At 43.1% G+C, this 16043-nt stretch carries 14 protein-coding genes and 1 tRNA gene; 9 read left to right on the forward strand and 6 right to left on the reverse strand.

Annotation, left to right across the window (positions count from 1 at the left end; all coding sequences use genetic code 11):
• Positions 1–130: 130 nt before the first annotated feature.
• Positions 131–634: a thiol peroxidase gene (gene tpx, locus AC4PHM_RS03060; RefSeq protein WP_492019423.1), complete on the forward strand. Its 504-nt coding sequence runs from the start codon at positions 131–133 to the stop codon at positions 632–634.
• Positions 635–719: 85 nt separating this feature from the next.
• Here the strand turns inward: tpx and AC4PHM_RS03065 are convergent, their stop codons facing one another.
• The 3 genes from AC4PHM_RS03065 to AC4PHM_RS03075 all read right to left on the reverse strand — a co-directional run bounded on the left by AC4PHM_RS03065 (position 720) and on the right by AC4PHM_RS03075 (position 2999).
• Entirely contained in the window at positions 720–2057 is a 1338-nt protein-coding gene (locus AC4PHM_RS03065) for an MATE family efflux transporter (protein ID WP_492019424.1), read from the reverse strand.
• A 111-nt stretch (positions 2058–2168) separates the two neighbouring features.
• A complete protein-coding gene (locus tag AC4PHM_RS03070) occupies positions 2169–2846 on the reverse strand; it encodes a uracil-DNA glycosylase (protein ID WP_492019425.1) in 678 nt (225 codons plus the stop codon).
• 65 nt (positions 2847–2911) lie between these two features.
• Positions 2912–2999: transfer RNA gene (locus AC4PHM_RS03075), tRNA-Leu, on the reverse strand.
• 186 nt (positions 3000–3185) lie between these two features.
• On the opposite strand from AC4PHM_RS03075, the gene AC4PHM_RS03080 reads away from it, so the two are divergent.
• The 8 genes from AC4PHM_RS03080 to AC4PHM_RS03115 all read left to right on the forward strand — a co-directional run bounded on the left by AC4PHM_RS03080 (position 3186) and on the right by AC4PHM_RS03115 (position 11918).
• On the forward strand, positions 3186–3563 hold the full coding sequence (locus tag AC4PHM_RS03080) for a hypothetical protein (RefSeq protein ID WP_492019426.1): 378 nt from the start codon (positions 3186–3188) through the stop codon (positions 3561–3563).
• Positions 3564–3581: 18 nt separating this feature from the next.
• Entirely contained in the window at positions 3582–4403 is an 822-nt protein-coding gene (locus tag AC4PHM_RS03085; protein WP_492019427.1) for a two-component system sensor histidine kinase NtrB, read from the forward strand.
• Between the two features lie 14 nt (positions 4404–4417).
• On the forward strand, positions 4418–5374 hold the full coding sequence (locus AC4PHM_RS03090) for a 1,4-dihydroxy-2-naphthoate polyprenyltransferase (RefSeq protein ID WP_492019428.1): 957 nt from the start codon (positions 4418–4420) through the stop codon (positions 5372–5374).
• 69 nt (positions 5375–5443) lie between these two features.
• Positions 5444–6667 (forward strand): MFS transporter, encoded by a 1224-nt coding sequence (locus AC4PHM_RS03095; RefSeq protein WP_492019429.1) that lies wholly within the window; start codon positions 5444–5446, stop codon positions 6665–6667.
• A gap of 48 nt (positions 6668–6715) precedes the next feature.
• The gene (locus AC4PHM_RS03100) at positions 6716–7996 is read left to right on the forward strand and encodes an MFS transporter (protein WP_492019430.1); all 1281 of its coding nucleotides are present in this window, start codon (positions 6716–6718) and stop codon (positions 7994–7996) included.
• A gap of 119 nt (positions 7997–8115) precedes the next feature.
• Positions 8116–9030 (forward strand): LysR family transcriptional regulator, encoded by a 915-nt coding sequence (locus tag AC4PHM_RS03105; protein WP_492019431.1) that lies wholly within the window; start codon positions 8116–8118, stop codon positions 9028–9030.
• 411 nt (positions 9031–9441) lie between these two features.
• The gene (speB, locus tag AC4PHM_RS03110; RefSeq protein ID WP_492019432.1) at positions 9442–10398 is read left to right on the forward strand and encodes an agmatinase; all 957 of its coding nucleotides are present in this window, start codon (positions 9442–9444) and stop codon (positions 10396–10398) included.
• A 62-nt stretch (positions 10399–10460) separates the two neighbouring features.
• Positions 10461–11918, forward strand: coding sequence for a YjiH family protein (locus AC4PHM_RS03115; RefSeq protein WP_492019433.1), 1458 nt, complete (start codon positions 10461–10463; stop codon positions 11916–11918).
• A gap of 161 nt (positions 11919–12079) precedes the next feature.
• On the opposite strand, the gene AC4PHM_RS03120 is transcribed toward AC4PHM_RS03115, so the two are convergent.
• From AC4PHM_RS03120 to AC4PHM_RS03130, 3 genes are read right to left on the reverse strand one after another with little or no spacing between them, the layout of a single operon-like run.
• Complete coding sequence (locus AC4PHM_RS03120; protein ID WP_492019434.1) at positions 12080–13393, reverse strand: ABC transporter permease subunit; 1314 nt, start codon at positions 13391–13393, stop codon at positions 12080–12082.
• 1 nt (position 13394) lies between these two features.
• Complete coding sequence (locus AC4PHM_RS03125) at positions 13395–14438, reverse strand: ABC transporter permease subunit (RefSeq protein WP_492019435.1); 1044 nt, start codon at positions 14436–14438, stop codon at positions 13395–13397.
• Entirely contained in the window at positions 14435–16042 is a 1608-nt protein-coding gene (locus AC4PHM_RS03130) for a sugar ABC transporter ATP-binding protein (protein WP_492019436.1), read from the reverse strand. The genes AC4PHM_RS03125 and AC4PHM_RS03130 overlap by 4 nt, the downstream gene beginning before the upstream one ends.
• Position 16043: the final 1 nt, after the last annotated feature.

Below are 16043 nucleotides of genomic sequence, written 5' to 3' on the forward strand. Positions count from 1 at the left end.
AATCACCTCGTTGTGTAATGTTATAGCACTTTAAATTGCGTCAGCAATATTCTTTTACCCATTACTGTTTAAAAACAAACAAAATGGGAATTTAATCAAGTATCATCGAACAGCATAGGAGGATATCGTAATGGAATTTGTATTTGCAGGCAAGAGTGAAAAATTGGCAGGCACACCTGTTGAGGTTGGTCAGGCAGCAAAGGATTTTACAGCGATCAAGAGAGACTTGTCCAATTATGAATTTTTTAAGGAGACCGAAGGGAAGGTCGTCGTCATCAGCTGCGTACCGTCCCTTGACACCGGCGTCTGTGAGTTTCAGACTACCAAATTCAATGAGGAAGCCAGCGAATTGTCTGAAGATGTGGCCATTGTGACCATTAGCTGCGATTTGCCTTTTGCACAAAAACGCTTCTGCGGCACACATGGCATCGACCGCATAGAGGTAGTCTCAGATCATAGAACGCTGTCTTTCGGAAACGCGTACGGTTTTGCTATTGAGGACGTTCGCCTGCTTGCTAGAGGTGTCACTGTCATTGACAAGAACAAGGTGATCCGTTATGTGGAATATGTGCCCGCAGCCAGTCAGCATCCGGATTATGAAAAGGTCATAGAAGCCATCAAGGAATTGGTTTAAGAGCCCATTAGAATTTTGAGGATAAAAAGCAGCGGCTGAGTTTTCGGTTTAAGAAAACTCAGCCGCTGTTTTATAATGGGTCAAATCAAATTTTTATCTCTGTCCATTTCTTTTGTTTAAGTTTTATATACATGACTGTGCAAAAGAGGGAATAAGAAATAAGTTCTGCATACCAAGCGCCTATGAGATCGAAATCCATGATTCTGACCAGCATATAGGCAATTGGAACATTAATGAGCCATACTCTGAAAAAGGAGAGCTGCATGACCGTTCTGGTGTTGCCTGAGCCTCTCAGAACCCCCGACATGACCAGCAAGGCATTCAGAAATGGCTGAAGCAGCGCACTGAGAATGAGTACCGGGATAATAGTCTTGATCACACTGGGATCACTCGTGAATAATCTTGGCCAAAAATTCAAAAATGAAAGGAACAATATCCCCATGAACACGCCCCAGGCAAGGCCTAAAATTGTGGATTGCCGTCCAGTACTATAAGCCAGATCGGGATCTTTTTCACCAAGGGCTTTTCCTGTCAAGGTTGCTGCTGCGATAGAAATTCCAACCGCTGGCATGTAAGAAATGGATTCGAGGTTGATCAAAATTCTGTATGCAGCTTCGGAAGTAGTGTCCAAGGAAGAAATAATTACGTTGACCGCTATAAAGCTGGCTTGAATCAAGGCCTGCTCTGCGGCGCCGGGTAAACTGATTTTGACCAGCGGTTCAAATATGGTTTTGGTAGGCAGCATATCACAGAGTCGCAGGTGCACTTTCTTTTTTAGATCAAATAAAATGAAGGTATATATAGCTACAGACAGCCAGCGTGCTGAAAGAGTTGCAATGGCTGCACCTTCAATTCCAAGTGGAGAAAAGAATAAGAGCCCTTTGATGAGAACATAATTGCCTGCGATATTGAACAGATTGGCTATTAGAGTTATTTTCATTGGGGTGCTCGTATTTCCTGAGCCGCGGAGTATCGCGGCGAACGAAAAAGACAGGAACATGGGCAGAATGCTGAGACCAATCCATTTGAAATACTTTGCTATGTAAAGATCAACCTCTTCAGAGGTTTGAAAGATAGAGAAAATTTGGTCTTTAAACACATAGCACAAAAGTGTTACCAGAAGCCCAAGAGTTAAGTTGAGGAATACAACTTCACTGGCGGTTTTGTTGAGTTTGGTGTAATTTGACTCACCGTAGCTCCGCGCGATTAAAGCGGTTCCACCTGTATTGAAGGCAGTAAAAACAAAGATGAGTGTGAAGATGATTTGATTAACAAAACCAGAGGCCGATAAAGCCGCATTTCCAATCATCCAGCTGATCATAAGTGTATCAGCCATCCCCAGCAGCGTATCGAAGCTCATATCGATAATGGCTGGCAGAGATAATGACAATATGCTTTTTATGGCAGTCTTTTTAGTCGTCATCGTTCATGCCCCCGATGACATAAGTCTAGCATATTTCACAGAACAGAACAATTGGGATTAACCGACTGACTAAGCTTTCTGAATAAATATTTTTTTATGGCGTTTTCGGTTCTACAGAGCATCGATTTGCCAGTCAATTGATGAGACTCCGTGTGCTGTCAGGAAGGTATTTGCTTTGCTGAAGGGTCTGCTGCCGAAGAAACCTCGATAAGCTGAGAGTGGGCTTGGATGGGGCGACTCCAAAACCAGATGCTTTGGATTGGTCAAAAAGCCTTTTTTTGACTGTGCCGGCTTGCCCCAAAGAAATACAACGATAGGTCTATCTTGAGCATTAATAACCTGGATAACAGCATCTGTAAATTGCTCCCAGCCTTTACCCTGGTGAGAATTGGCCTGATGTGCCCGAACGGTCAGTACAGTATTAAGAAGCAGTACACCCTGGTCAGCCCATTTTTTCAGGCAGCCATGATTCGGAATATCACATCCAAGATCCTCCTGGAGTTCTTTATAGATGTTTTGCAGTGATGGTGGAATTTTTTGCCCGGGAAGAACTGAAAAGCTGAGGCCATGTGCCTGGTTTAGATCATGGTAGGGATCCTGTCCCAGAAGCAGTACCTTGACATCCTTTAATGGGGTGTAATGCAGCGCATTGAAAATATCATGCATGGGAGGAAAAATCTGCTGGGATCTGTATTCCTGGATTAGAAATTGCCTGAGTGCCTTATAATAAGGCTTTTCAAATTCTTCCGATAGTACTTCCTGCCAGTCGTTTTTCAGTACTGTCGCCATCTGATAAAGTCCCTCCTGGGATTTAATGAGAAAAGACGACCTTCTTAGAGAAGATCGTCTTTCAGTGGTGCGAGAGATGGGAGTCGAACCCACACAGGCTTAGCGCCCATAAGAGCCTGAATCTTACGCGTCTGCCAATTCCGCCACCCTCGCGCGGCACTATTACAGTATATTCGAAAAACGACCTTTTGAAAAGAGGTTTTTTGATTTTTTTTGTAAGAACAATTTTCACTATATAGATAATAATTTTTTATGTTCAGAAAAATTCTCGATTCTTTGCTGTCATAAGCCTTCCAATGACTTATAATGGAGTAGAGATCCATTTTAGGAGGGGGCACCATGCATTATTTCAGCCTGAAAACGCCTTACTATTTAAGTGCGACTTTGAATTTTAAACCCTCGCAGTCTTTTGTTCTCGGTATACTGATCGGGATAATCATTATTGCGGTTATTTTGATGGTGCGTCAATATGTTGTGGTAACGTCAAAACTCAAGAAAATTGAATCCAGACGGGAGAATTTCAGGAGTCACTTCTATCAATTTCTTGATTTGTTTCCTGTAGGAATACTTGGATTCAGCCAATCCGGTGAAATTTTACTCAGGAACTATTCGGTTAAGCTACTGACAGGTATTGAAACCCAGGGTTTGCGAGATGTAAAAGATATGAACTGCTTCACTGAGGCACAAATAGATTGGCTCATCCACCAAATCCAGTAAACTGGACCAAGTAGAGAAATGCAGGCACAGATCAAGACGACAACAGGCGTTAAAATGTTGCTGATCAGTGTTTATGTACCCACTGAGCGCGATCCGGATCTGCCTTCCGCCTATGTCTTAATACAGGATCAAACACGTGAAAAGTCAATGAGCGCATTGCTGCAGCAACAAGACAAGATTGAAAAGATGAATCAATTGTCAGCGGGTGTCGTTCATGAGCTGAAGAATCCGCTGAGCTCCATCAAAGGCTACATCCAGATGCTGGACCAACGTCTGGACGATCCAAGTTTTGTAAAACTGGCTATGTCCGTTCTGCCAACTGAAATTGATCGACTGATTACAATGGTAGAAACCATGCTGAATTATGCCAAGCCAAATGCGTTGAAAAAAGAAATCTTTAATTTGAAAAAGTTAGTAGAGGATGTCAGTCGGTTTTTTAAGATAGAAATGTCATCCCACCGCATTCAGTTAAAGATCGAACTCACGGATACACTTGTATTTTCCAGTATCAATGGCATACGGCAAGTGCTGGTGAATGTGTTGTTCAATGCGGTCGAGGCAATGCCCGCTGGAGGCGTCATAGATATAAATTCAAAGCAGGAAAATGGCTTTGTTTCGCTTCTGATTCATGATAATGGCAGTGGAATGACTCAGGATCAGCTGGAGCATTTACTCGAGCCTTATTATACAACTAAAGAAAATGGATCTGGCATGGGGATTCCAGTTTCTAATCAGATTCTATCAGAACTTGGGGGACACCTCAGATTTGAAAGCGTTATAGGCGCAGGTACGACAGTGATAATTGAAATCCCGTTGGTATCAGCGGAAGAGGGAAGTTAAGGAGTGACAATTGATTGAAAATCAGCAGTTTTTTTAAACTGGTAGAAATACAGACAAAAGTTGCCAGTGTGTTTCCATTTTTATTCGGAACACTGTATGGCATTTGGCTCCGCGGCTCATTTCGTTGGCAGCCGGCAGTAATAATGCTCCTGTCTTTGTTATGCATAGACATGGCAACGACTGCGGTCAATAATTACATGGATTTTAAACGCGCGATACGAAGAGAGGGTTATGGTTATGAAGAACATAACGCCATTGTTAAAGATCAGGTCGAAATCGACCGCGTAAAATTGGTGATCATCACATTGCTGGGACTGGGTTTGATTATGGGTTTGATCCTGGTGTGGCTGACCGACTGGATCGTGCTTCTGGTCGGTGTCATATCAACTGGGATTGGGGTCTTTTACTCCTATGGACCAGTCCCTATCTCAAGAACACCACTCGGAGAAGTTTTTTCAGGTGGATTTATGGGAATCTTGATTCCGTTTCTGGCGTTTTATATTCAATTTCCAATTGGAACGTTGATTGAGGTGGGCTGGTTGGCGGATTGGGTGACCATCGGCATAGATTATAGCCTTTTGCTGGGGTTGATCGTTGTAAGTTTGCCCTTTGCAGCAGGTATTGCCAATATCATGCTTGCCAACAATATTTGTGATTTGGAGGATGACTTGACGAACCGCAGGTATACGCTGGTGGCTTATATTGGGAGGGCCCACGCAATCGCACTTTATCAGCACCTGGCAGTGGCTGCATATGGTGTTATGGTGATTTCAATAGCCGTGGGCTGGCTGCCGGTTTTCTCTGTGATTGCCGTGGCTACCGGTCTGCCTGTCTATAAACTTACACGGGACTTCTCTGGACGTCCTGATAAAAAGGAGACGTTTATCAACGCTGTAAAAAGCTTTGTACTGATCGCAGCTGGGATGGTTCTTTCAATGGGCATAGCAGTAGCCTATGCCTATTATTATTAATTTCCAGTCTCAAATTGCGCTTATCAGACAAGGTTTCTTGACATTAATGATGGGCAAAGTGGTGATCAAATGGAACGCTGGAAAATAAATCTCTATGCACTATGGCTGACGCAAGTGCTGTCATTGACAAGTTTTGGTCTTGGCATGCCTTTTCTCCCTTTTTATATTCAGGAGATCTCACCAATGAGCCCGGAGACAGTAAAGTGGTACACTGGACTTCTCAACGCGCTTCCGGCCTTGACGATGGCGGTGATGTCACCTATTTGGGGCATGGTCTCAGATCGGTATGGAAGAAAAATGATGCTTCTAAGAGCCATGGGCGGAGGCGTTATGATCATAGGCATGCTCGGCATGGTCACTGCTATGTGGCAAATCGTTGTGTTGAGAGGGCTTCAAGGGATATTCACAGGAACGGTTACTGCAGCGCTGGCTTTCGTTGCTAGCAATACACCCACGAAAAATCTTTCTTACGCAATAGGTTTTTTGTCGTCCTCAACTTTTCTGGGCTATGCCATAGGACCAATTATTGGCGGAATAGTGGCGGAATGGTTTGGATACAGAGTCAGTTTTTTTGTGGGTGCCGGACTGATGCTGGTCGCTTTTTTGATGGTCTTATTTATTATCTGTGAAGATCCTAACAGTTATGGGCGTGTCAGGGAAAGGCAAAAGACGGACTTGCCATGGTACAAGATATTTACGCCGGTTATAATGGTGCTGCTGGTTGTTCTTCTGATCAATCGCGTTACGCGAACGGTCTTTACACCTTATATACCAATCTATGTATCAGAGGTTATCCCTGCCGGGAAAAGCCCTGCGCAATGGACAGGTTATATTAACGGATTAGCCGGATTTTCCACTGCAATGGCAGCGATCCTCATCAGCAGAATAGCAGACCGCTATGACAAGCGACGTCTGATGTTTGTTTTGGCGGCCATCACCTTAGGATTATCCCTGTTGGTGCTGAGGACAAGTTCGATTATGTCATTCACCTTGTTATATGGGGTCATGTTTTTTACACTCGGAGGAATAGAACCCATAGCAATGTCCATGACTGCTGAGTTAACACCGGCAGATCGTCGAGGGACTTTGTTTGGATTTCAGGGGCTTTTAGGGAGTATTGGCATGGTGTTGTCACCTATGTTCGGCGCCTGGATTTCTGTAGCCCATGGCGTACGTGCCATTTTATGGATCATTCCTGTCATGCTGATCTTCAATATTGTGATATTTATGGTCAGGGGAAATTATGCCAAGCGCAGAAGTCATGCTGAGGAAGATCATAACCAGTCCATGTAATACAAACTGTTTCCATACTGAATGACATTGGGGAAGTGAATATTCAATATGCTGCGACGCTTTTTAGTTCCATACCGTGGCTTACCACGGGACATTTATGTTATTTTTTTCTCGCGGATGATCAATGCGGCGGGGTTATTCATTTTTCCATTGTTTACCCTGATCCTGACCAGCAAGATTGGTCTTTCAGCTTCTGACGCAGGAATTTGGCTGACACTCATGGGCGTTGTCATTGTACCGGCCAATTTGCTGGGCGGCAAACTGGCTGACTGGGTGGGAAGAAAACCTATGATCCTTATTGGACAGTCAATTGGCGGGTTTCTTTTTATGATCTGTGGTTTTTTGGAACCGGGCATGACACAGATCTATCTTATTTTGAGCGCCTGCTTTTTCTTTGGACTTTCTGATCCGGCAAACTTATCCATAATTGCTGATTTGACGACAAAAGATCAGCGTGAAGCTGCCTATGCATTGTCTTATATGGGATTTAATCTTGGATTCGCAATTGGACCGACTATTGGAGGTCTTCTTTTTAATCGCTTCTACGCATGGATATTTTGGGGTGACGCACTGACTTTATTTGTTTCAGTGGTGTTGGTGCAGCTTTTTATTAGGGAGACGTATAAAAAGAATAAGATTGTTTCAAAGCTCAAAAGCAAGCCGCAGGCGGACGAAAAGATGGCTGAACCGGTTCCGGATGCCATGGAAGTGGCGGTAACCGGTTCCGTTCTAAAAGTACTGGCAGAGCGTCCAATTTTGCTGGTGTTTTCATTGATTTTATTGTTTTACAATTTTTCCTACGCGCAGTGGCATTATCTGCTGCCCATTCAACTGGAGAACCTGTTTCCAATGAAAGGTGCATCGACTTTTGGACTGCTGGCAAGCATGAACGGACTTGTGGTCCTGATTTGCACACCTTTATTGACGTCAGGCCTTTGTCGTTACCCAGCGCTACGACGTGTAGCACTTGGAGGCGTGCTCTATCTGATTGGCTTTGGCACCTTTGCCTTTGCGGACAGCCGGTTCCTTTTTGCGCTGGGCTGTGTCATCTTTACCCTGGGTGAAATCACTATTACCATCAGCTATATGCCATACGTGGCAAACCGGACCCCTGTGAGTCACAGGGGCAGAATGAACGCCGTACTGCCACTGCTTATGGGTGTTGGGTACACTTTAGGTCCGGTCGTCATGAGCCGCGGATTGTTGGTTTTTGAGCCCCAGACAGGCTGGCTGATGATCTCAGGGGTGTTGACAATGGCCGTTGCGTGTATGATCATACTGGAGCGTTACGATTCCAGGGTGGGTATTCATGACAGTAGAGTCAATTGAATATATAGTGTGATTTTTTATGGTTATTATTCTCTCGGTAAATATTGCTTTATAAATAATTAGACCGATGGTATTCTATTGTCAAATTGATCTCAATTTTTTTCTGTTGGGGAAGCAAAGTGGGTGAATGGATGCGAAATTTCAACACATCAACTTTTATTCAGGTTTTGGAAGTAGAGAAATGTGGGTCGATCAGTAGAGCGGCACAAAACCTATATCTTTCACAATCAAATTTAAGCACCAGTATTAAGTCTCTTGAAAACGATCTGGGATATACAATATTTAACAGATCCAGCCAAGGGGTTACAGTAACGCCTGAAGGCCAGCTATTCATAAAGTCTGCTAAAATTATTGTTGCAGAATTAAAGAACATCGAGAAAATTGATAAAATTTGCAGATCAAAAGATAGCAATCTATCTATAGTCTGTGTTTACTCATCCTTTATCTTTAAAAAATTTATAGATTTCCGTAAAAATTATGCTTTAGGTGATTTAAAAGATAGTTTTAAAGAGACGGGACTTAATCAAGCTATGCAGGATATAATAGCTAAAACATACAGGATTGGCTTTTTTTATGATTTCGAAATCAACATTCATAAGCGTTGGGAGTTAGCGGAAAAATATTACCTGGATATAAATCTGCTATCTACAAATATCCCGGTAACTGCCTTGATGTCTGTGAAGCATCCCATGGCAAATGAATCCGCATTAACGCCTGAGACTTTACAAACCTATCCGCTCGTAACATTTGAGGATTTTGAGAATGATGATTGGTTGGGAGCTATGGGAATTCTTGCCGAAAAAGATGTTTTATATATCTTTGACCGAGGGGGCATGATCGAGACGGTCAAATATGGTCATTATATTGGAATTAGCGTCGGAAGGCCTTTTAGTTATATAAAAGAAGATCTGTCATTGGTCTCAATTCCAATACATGGAATTCAGCATCAATTAAACCAATACTGGGTTAAATCAAATTCTTACGATCTTAATGAAATTGAACAAGGATTTCTCGGATTTATCAAAAAACCCTGATAAGAAGTGTCTTTTTTTCGCTTTTTTTGAATGGGATTTGTATGTCAGAGATACGGCTTATAAATCAAATCATCCAACTTGATGTCAAAAACTCTCAATATATTGGGAGTTTTTTTTATTTCAGCTGAAACACTGGCACATAATCTATAATCTCATAAGCTGAACTGTTATATGTTATTCGTTATTTACATATATTTAAGTATATATTTATTGAATTATAGATTGTTTGCATTTGATATATATTGTGTAATTTGCTGTGTTTTGATACTGAACTTACAATTTTGAACAACAAAAGATATATGTAAAAACATATGGCTTTGCCAATTTTGGTATAATTCATTTTCAGAATATTGTGTTATTATTGCATAAACCAAGCCGAAATAACTTAAAAATTAATTGGAGGAATTATTTATGAATCATAGTCAATCGTCAAGCGCGTTATCTACACCGAGATTCTGCAACACTGGAACATTTATGCGTATGCCTAGAATGAGTGATGTAAATAATCCGGATTTTGTCATATTTGGAATTCCGTTCGATACAGCATCATCATACCGCAGTGGCGCTCGTTTTGGGCCATCTGGAATTCGAAGCATTTCAGCAATGATGAAACCAAATAATGTCATTATGGGTGTCAACATTCTCGAAGAATTAAAAGGCGCTGATTATGGTGATGTCAATGTGACCCCCGGATATATTCAGCCTACCTATGACGCTATTGAACGAGAGCTTCAGCCAATTGTTGATGCTGGTATTATCCCTATAGGACTTGGTGGTGATCATAGTGTCACGCTGGCAGAAATGAGGGCCGTTGCAAAAAAATATGGACCACTTTCGATGGTTCACTTTGATTCACATGCAGACATCAATGATGAGGTTTTTGGACAAAAGTACAATCATGGGACACCTTTCAGACGCTCGGTTGAGGAAGGCCTTGTAGACCCGTCGCGTTCCATTCAGATTGGGATGCGGGGTTCATTATATGATCCTGACGAGCACCGGATCGCTGAAGATGAATTAGGTTATAGACTCATTCCGGCTCATAAGGTTTTTGATATGGGATTTGACGCCGTTGTAAAGGAAATTAAGGATAGGGTCGGCAACCATCCGGTATTTTGTACCTTTGATATTGATTTTGTCGATCCTGCTTATGCTCCTGGCACAGGTACGCCTGAAGTAGGTGGCTTTACATCCAGAGAAACATTATCACTTCTCAGAAAGCTGAAGGATCTGAATTTTGTGGCTTTTGACGTCGTAGAAGTCGCACCGGCCTACGATCATGGAGAAATTACATCTTACATGGCAGCGAATATATGCTTTGAATATATCTCAATGCTGGCGCTCAAGAAAAAAGAAAGAAAATTGTAAAACAACGTTCAAGTGGACTTTCGGACAACAAAAAAAATGTTGGTTTGTAAAGGAGTGTATTTATGATAAGCGAAAATATTAAAATTGGTAAAGTTGAATATGATTGTGATATGCAATCAGCAGATTTGGACGCCATAAAGCTGAACAAAAGTGAATTTATGGCAGGTTTCATTAGAATGCTGGTGCTAAGCTCAATTGGGATCTTTGTCTTCTTCTTTTCGGTTCCTATCAATGGAGAGAACAAAATTGTTTTTGCCATAATATATAATGCTTTTATTAATATATTTGGTAATTTCGCTTATTGGATCCTGCTGGCAATCATTTTCGGAAATTTCCTGTTTCATATTAAATTTAAGTATTTCAGAAAACCTTCCGATGAATCCGCCTTATCAAAAGTCTATGAGAATGATACAAGAATACATAGTGTTCTGTACGCTGTCGGTGCATTTTACGCACTCCTGTATGCTTTAAAAGTCAATGTTCCGGGTTTTGTTGGATTTGAGATTATCACTGGGGCTTCCACCGGAGGAAGCGTATTCCCTCCAATTGTGTTAGGCGTGCTGGGGATCATAATCGTGGGCGCTGTTTTTATGCCGCTTCTATTAAACTATGGCGTCCTTGAGATTGTGGGAGTGCTGTTGGAACCTTTAATGAGACCAATTTTTAAAGTTCCGGGAAAAGCAGCTCTTGACGCAACTGCTTCGTTTGTAAGCTCATCCTCCTTGGGTGTGCTCATAACCAATAGACTTTGGAAAATGAATGTTTATACTGAAAAAGAAATGGTTACGATCATGACCGGCTTCAGTGCAGTCAGTATCGGATTCGCATACTTGGTTATTGAAACTGCAGGATTATCAGACGTATTTTTAAAAGTATACGCCATCAGCTTTGTCCTTGCGTTTATCATTGCCCCAATCATGGTACGTATTCCTCCGATCTCAAGAAAGAAAGATATTTTTTACAACGGCCATATTCAGACACCTGAAGAGCGCGTTGAAGAAACCAAGTACGATATGACGACGATTCCAACAGGATTTCAAAGAGCGGTTAAGCGCGCGTTTATAGCAAAAAGTCTTTTCACCAATTTAAAATTGAGTTTAAAAGACGGAATTCTGATAGTTCCACAAGTATTGACCATGCTGTCAGCAATAGGTGTTTCAGCATTAATTTTAGCAGAGTACACACCTGTCTTCACATGGATTGGCTACATTTTTCAACCGATACTCAACCTTCTTCAGATCCCTGATGCCAGCAGAATAGCCGCATCTATTCCTATTGGGATCGCAGAGATGTTTCTACCTGTACTGTTGATCCAGAATGATGTTGAGATTCTGTCTATTGAAGCTAGAGCTTTTGTGACAATTGTCTCAATGGTACAGATTATATTCTTTTCAGAAACTGCAACTGTTATGCTAGCCACCAAATCACCAATCAAGGTTAGAGAAATTGTCATATGTTTTATCGAGCGAACGATGATAGCAATGCCATTAGCCGCAATCGCGATTCACTTGTTCTTCTAGACGCAATAAAAAAACCAAGCAGTTAGTAAACACATTTGGTTGTTAATTAATAACTTCTCCCCAAATTAAGTAAAACCAATGAAATTGAAAATGGTCAAATGAGCACAGTGCAATGACTGTGACCATTTGACCATTTTACTTAAAAAATTAAATTTTTTCGTTTACTCCTCGCCCAGCTGCTTACGTTTGGCCTGAATCTGCGTCTTCCACGCATGAAGTCCCAGAGATAAGCCTATGACACCATAAGCGACGAAAACCCTGAAGTATTCCCCAATCTGAGCGTTGCCAAAGAGATTTTTGCCTGCAAAAGGGGAGATGATAAACATCAGGTGAAACAGCGTCGTTCCCAGGATCGCTTGGCCGATGGTCGCCTTGTTGACCGAAGCGCCGCCAATCAGAATCGATGCAACGGCAAACATGCCAACCTGTTCGTGGGAGCCATAGGTGTTGAGAGTACCGATATTCTGAAGGAAAATCAGCTGTCCCCATGCCGCTAGTACCGTGGAGATCATGATAGAAATAATCCTCACTCTGTCGACGTTGATACCGGAAACCTTGGCAACGTGCATATCTTGACCAACTGTTCTGAAATCCTGACCTAGTTTGGTTCGAACAATAAACAGGTTAAAGGCGCAGAGCAGAAGGATAGAGATGATGGTCGCCACCGGAAATTTGATCATAGCCACAAGGCTTTTTGAATTTAGGACGACAACCGAAAAAACAATACCCGTCATTGATAAAACGGTATACATCAAGTATTTAGGCAACTTGGCGCGCTCGATCTCGTCCTTCCTGACGCGGAAGACCTTATAAAGGCTGAAAACAGCAGTGATTACTGAGAAGCCTGCAAGGGCGGGGAAGAAGCGTGTCTTGTAAATGCCGTCAAGGGCGTAGAGGATCCCATCTTTGAGGTCGATAGTATTCTTTATGCCAACACCCCCGGAAAGTACTAAAACCGGATTGTCCATTGGGATGAGGGTACCGATCAGGAACAGGAAGAGAAATTGATAGAGACCCATTGCGAAAAATCCCAAGATCATGGACGTGATCATTTCCTGGCCCTTGGTTTTGTTAAGGATTTTGCCTGTTAACCAGCCAAAGAGAAGTGCGAAGGGTACACTGATCAGCGCGGCCAAAAGGAAGCCATTCATCCCGGTAATCTGCCAGTGTGTGACTGCGATCAGTGCAATCTGGCCCGCCATAGCACCAATGACGATACCAAAGTTGAGGCCCATCCCGGCCAGTACCGGAATAATCAGAGACAATACAAGGAATGAGTTTCTAGCGATCCGGAGCACTAACTCATTCATGACAAACGCAGCCGGCTGTTTAGCCAGGATCAGTCCAAAAAAGCAAATGACCACAAATATGATGGTGACAATATTGTCAAAGGCGATCTGCTTGAGGTTCAAGGCCGGCTTCTTGATAACTGAGGCTTTCACATCTTCTAAAAGTGGCTTATTTTGATCCGTCATGCTAATCACCTCCGTTTGAGACTTTTGTCAAGGAATATAGAATGATGCCATTCTGAACAATAATTCTGGCGATCTCTGACAAGTTGCCCTCAGTGACAATTTTATTCGCAACAGGCAGGGAAACTGTCAGCAGCCCTTGGAAGAGAAAGGTACCAATGATGACATGCATCAAAGTGGCCTTGTGTGAAGAGGCTCCGCCAATCAGAATTGCAGCGACCGCTGCAAAGCCCATCATCATAGGCGCTTGATAGAGCTGGAAGAAGCCATAGCTCTGGGAATAAACGATTATTCCCACTGCCCCAAGAATGGTTGAAAGCATAGTGCCAATAATTCTTGCGCGATCAACTTGAATGCCGGTCGCAGCCGCGAATTTTGGATTAATGCCCGCCGCGCTCATCATAACACCAGTCCGGGTTCTGAGAAATAAGAACATCAATAAGCACATAGCCAGGAAAAACAGGAGAAGTCCCGTTGGAACCATGACACCAAAAATTTTGAAATCCAGGAAATTGTTCAGCAGCTTGTCGTATTTGCCAGTCAGAGTGATAGTCGTTCTAAGTCCGTCGCCGATAGGCCATTTGATTTCAGGGCTATGGAAGGGAAGCAGGAGCCAGGCGATGTTCATGAGCGATACAGCAGAGAAACCAACATAGGTAGCGACCAACATTTCGGATCCTTTGACGCGATTAAGCATCAGACCGTATAAGTATCCTATGACAGCAGCAATGGGAAGGGAGACCAGGATCGCAGTTATAAAACCATTGATACCAATCAGGTTCATCTCAATGCTGACCAATCCGCCCAGCAGACCGCAGACTATGCCGAGAGGCAGCCCGAAATTCAGACCAATGCCACTATGTATTCCCGGGACCATAGCGAGTACGAGCACGCCGTTCATCCCTGTTCTGACTAAGGTATCCGACACCAGCGAATTAAGGGGAAGCTTGAGGAAATAGGCTGATACCAATAGGACCAGAAAGAAAGATAAAATGATCAGACGGGGAAGTCCAAACTGATGGATAAATTTTTGAAGCCGCTCTTTCATCTTATTGCTTCCCCCTTCTCAATGACTTTGCCATAATCACCTGACATCATCAGGCCAAAATTCGCATCGCTGTCATTTGGCGCGAGGACACCCTCGATTCTTCCTTCTGTCACAATAGCAATTCGATCGCAGATCGATCTTAGCTCTGCCAGCTCGCTGGAAGTCATCACAATAGTCATACCGTGGTCACGGTTCAATTTGATCAATGTATCCAGAACCAATTTTTTGGCGCCAATATCGATCCCTCTGGTGGGTTCGGAAACAAATAGAATTTCGGGATTCAAGGTCAGCGCCCGAGCGATGCATACCTTTTGCTGGTTTCCGCCGCTCAATCGTCTGGACGGTTGTTCCGGTCCAGTACAACGAATATCCAGATCCTTAATCATTCGGTTGGCGTGGTCTCGGATCTCACTTGTATTTTTCTGTGTGACCGGTCCATATTTTTTTATGTACCGTTTGTGAATATGCATGGAAGAGATGACAATATTGTCTTCGATTGAGCTGTCAAGCAGCAATCCTACGCCTCGACGGTCCTCTGACACAAATGCGATCCCCTTTTTTAAAATCGCTTCAGGCTGACTGGAGGGGAGAACCTCACCCTTAAAAAGGACTGTGCCGGTTGACGGATACAAGCCCATAATTCCATTAGCTACGCCAATTTTTCCTTGCCCGGCCAGTCCCCCAAGACCAAGAATTTCACCCTTATGGATTTCCAAGTTAACACCTTTGACTTGTTCGCCGGGCATTTGAACTTTGAAATCTTTAATTTCCATTAATATCTCAGGCGTTTTGGCAACATCTCGATTCTCAGAATGCATAGCCTCTATTTCTCGACCTACCATCATGGCAGCAATCTCCATAACATTGGTGTGCGCTGCTTCAAGAGCTGCGACTTGTTCGCCGTCTCGAAGAATGGTGATGTCTTTGGCAATAGCCATGACTTCCTCCAGTCGGTGGGTAATGAACAGGATTGCAATTCCTGCTTCGCAAATACGCCTCATCGCTGCCAGAAGTGTATCCGCTTCACTTTCAGTCAAGACTGCAGTTGGCTCGTCAAAGACGAGAAGTCTGACGTTTTTCTTGTCTATTTCACGGGCAATTTCAATGAACTGCATGTAGCCTACCGGCATGCCGGAAACACCCTGACGTTCGTTAATGTCGACGCCAAGAGTATCTATAGCTTGACGGGCATCCGCGTTCATGGCTTTTCTGTCTAAGGTTTTCATGGATTTTCCAAACAAAGCGCTGACGACATTGTTTTTTAAAATTTCCCTATTGAGTTTGATATTCTCGGTGACAGTAAATCCGGGAATGAGCATGAATTCCTGGTGGACCATGCCTATGCCGTGTTCCATGGCATCTTTTGGTGACTTGATCTGGACTTCTTTGCCATCGATCATAATCTTGCCGTCATAACCACCTGTACTATGGATGACTGGCATTCCGAATAGGATGTTCATAAGCGTCGACTTGCCAGCGCCATTTTCACCTAGCAGGGCGTGAACCTCACCTGCGCGGGCATTGAGCGTGACGCCTTTTAGCACTTTATTGCCAAAGTAGTCTTTTTGAATATTTTGCATCGAAAGGACATATGATTCGCTCAAG

The sequence above is a fragment of the Acidaminobacter sp. QWL-03 genome (assembly GCF_058683855.1).

Coding starts and splice junctions, on each gene's coding strand:
- AC4PHM_RS03120 (WP_492019434.1), bottom strand. CDS start 13,393: ATGACGGATCAAAATAAGCCACTTTTAGAAGATGTGAAAGCCTCAGTT.
- AC4PHM_RS03125 (WP_492019435.1), bottom strand. CDS start 14,438: ATGAAAGAGCGGCTTCAAAAATTTATCCATCAGTTTGGACTTCCCCGT.
- AC4PHM_RS03095 (WP_492019429.1), top strand. CDS start 5,444: ATGGAACGCTGGAAAATAAATCTCTATGCACTATGGCTGACGCAAGTG.
- AC4PHM_RS03085 (WP_492019427.1), top strand. CDS start 3,582: ATGCAGGCACAGATCAAGACGACAACAGGCGTTAAAATGTTGCTGATC.
- AC4PHM_RS03080 (WP_492019426.1), top strand. CDS start 3,186: ATGCATTATTTCAGCCTGAAAACGCCTTACTATTTAAGTGCGACTTTG.
- tpx (WP_492019423.1), top strand. CDS start 131: ATGGAATTTGTATTTGCAGGCAAGAGTGAAAAATTGGCAGGCACACCT.
- AC4PHM_RS03065 (WP_492019424.1), bottom strand. CDS start 2,057: ATGACGACTAAAAAGACTGCCATAAAAAGCATATTGTCATTATCTCTG.
- AC4PHM_RS03100 (WP_492019430.1), top strand. CDS start 6,716: ATGCTGCGACGCTTTTTAGTTCCATACCGTGGCTTACCACGGGACATT.
- AC4PHM_RS03115 (WP_492019433.1), top strand. CDS start 10,461: ATGATAAGCGAAAATATTAAAATTGGTAAAGTTGAATATGATTGTGAT.
- speB (WP_492019432.1), top strand. CDS start 9,442: ATGAATCATAGTCAATCGTCAAGCGCGTTATCTACACCGAGATTCTGC.
- AC4PHM_RS03070 (WP_492019425.1), bottom strand. CDS start 2,846: ATGGCGACAGTACTGAAAAACGACTGGCAGGAAGTACTATCGGAAGAA.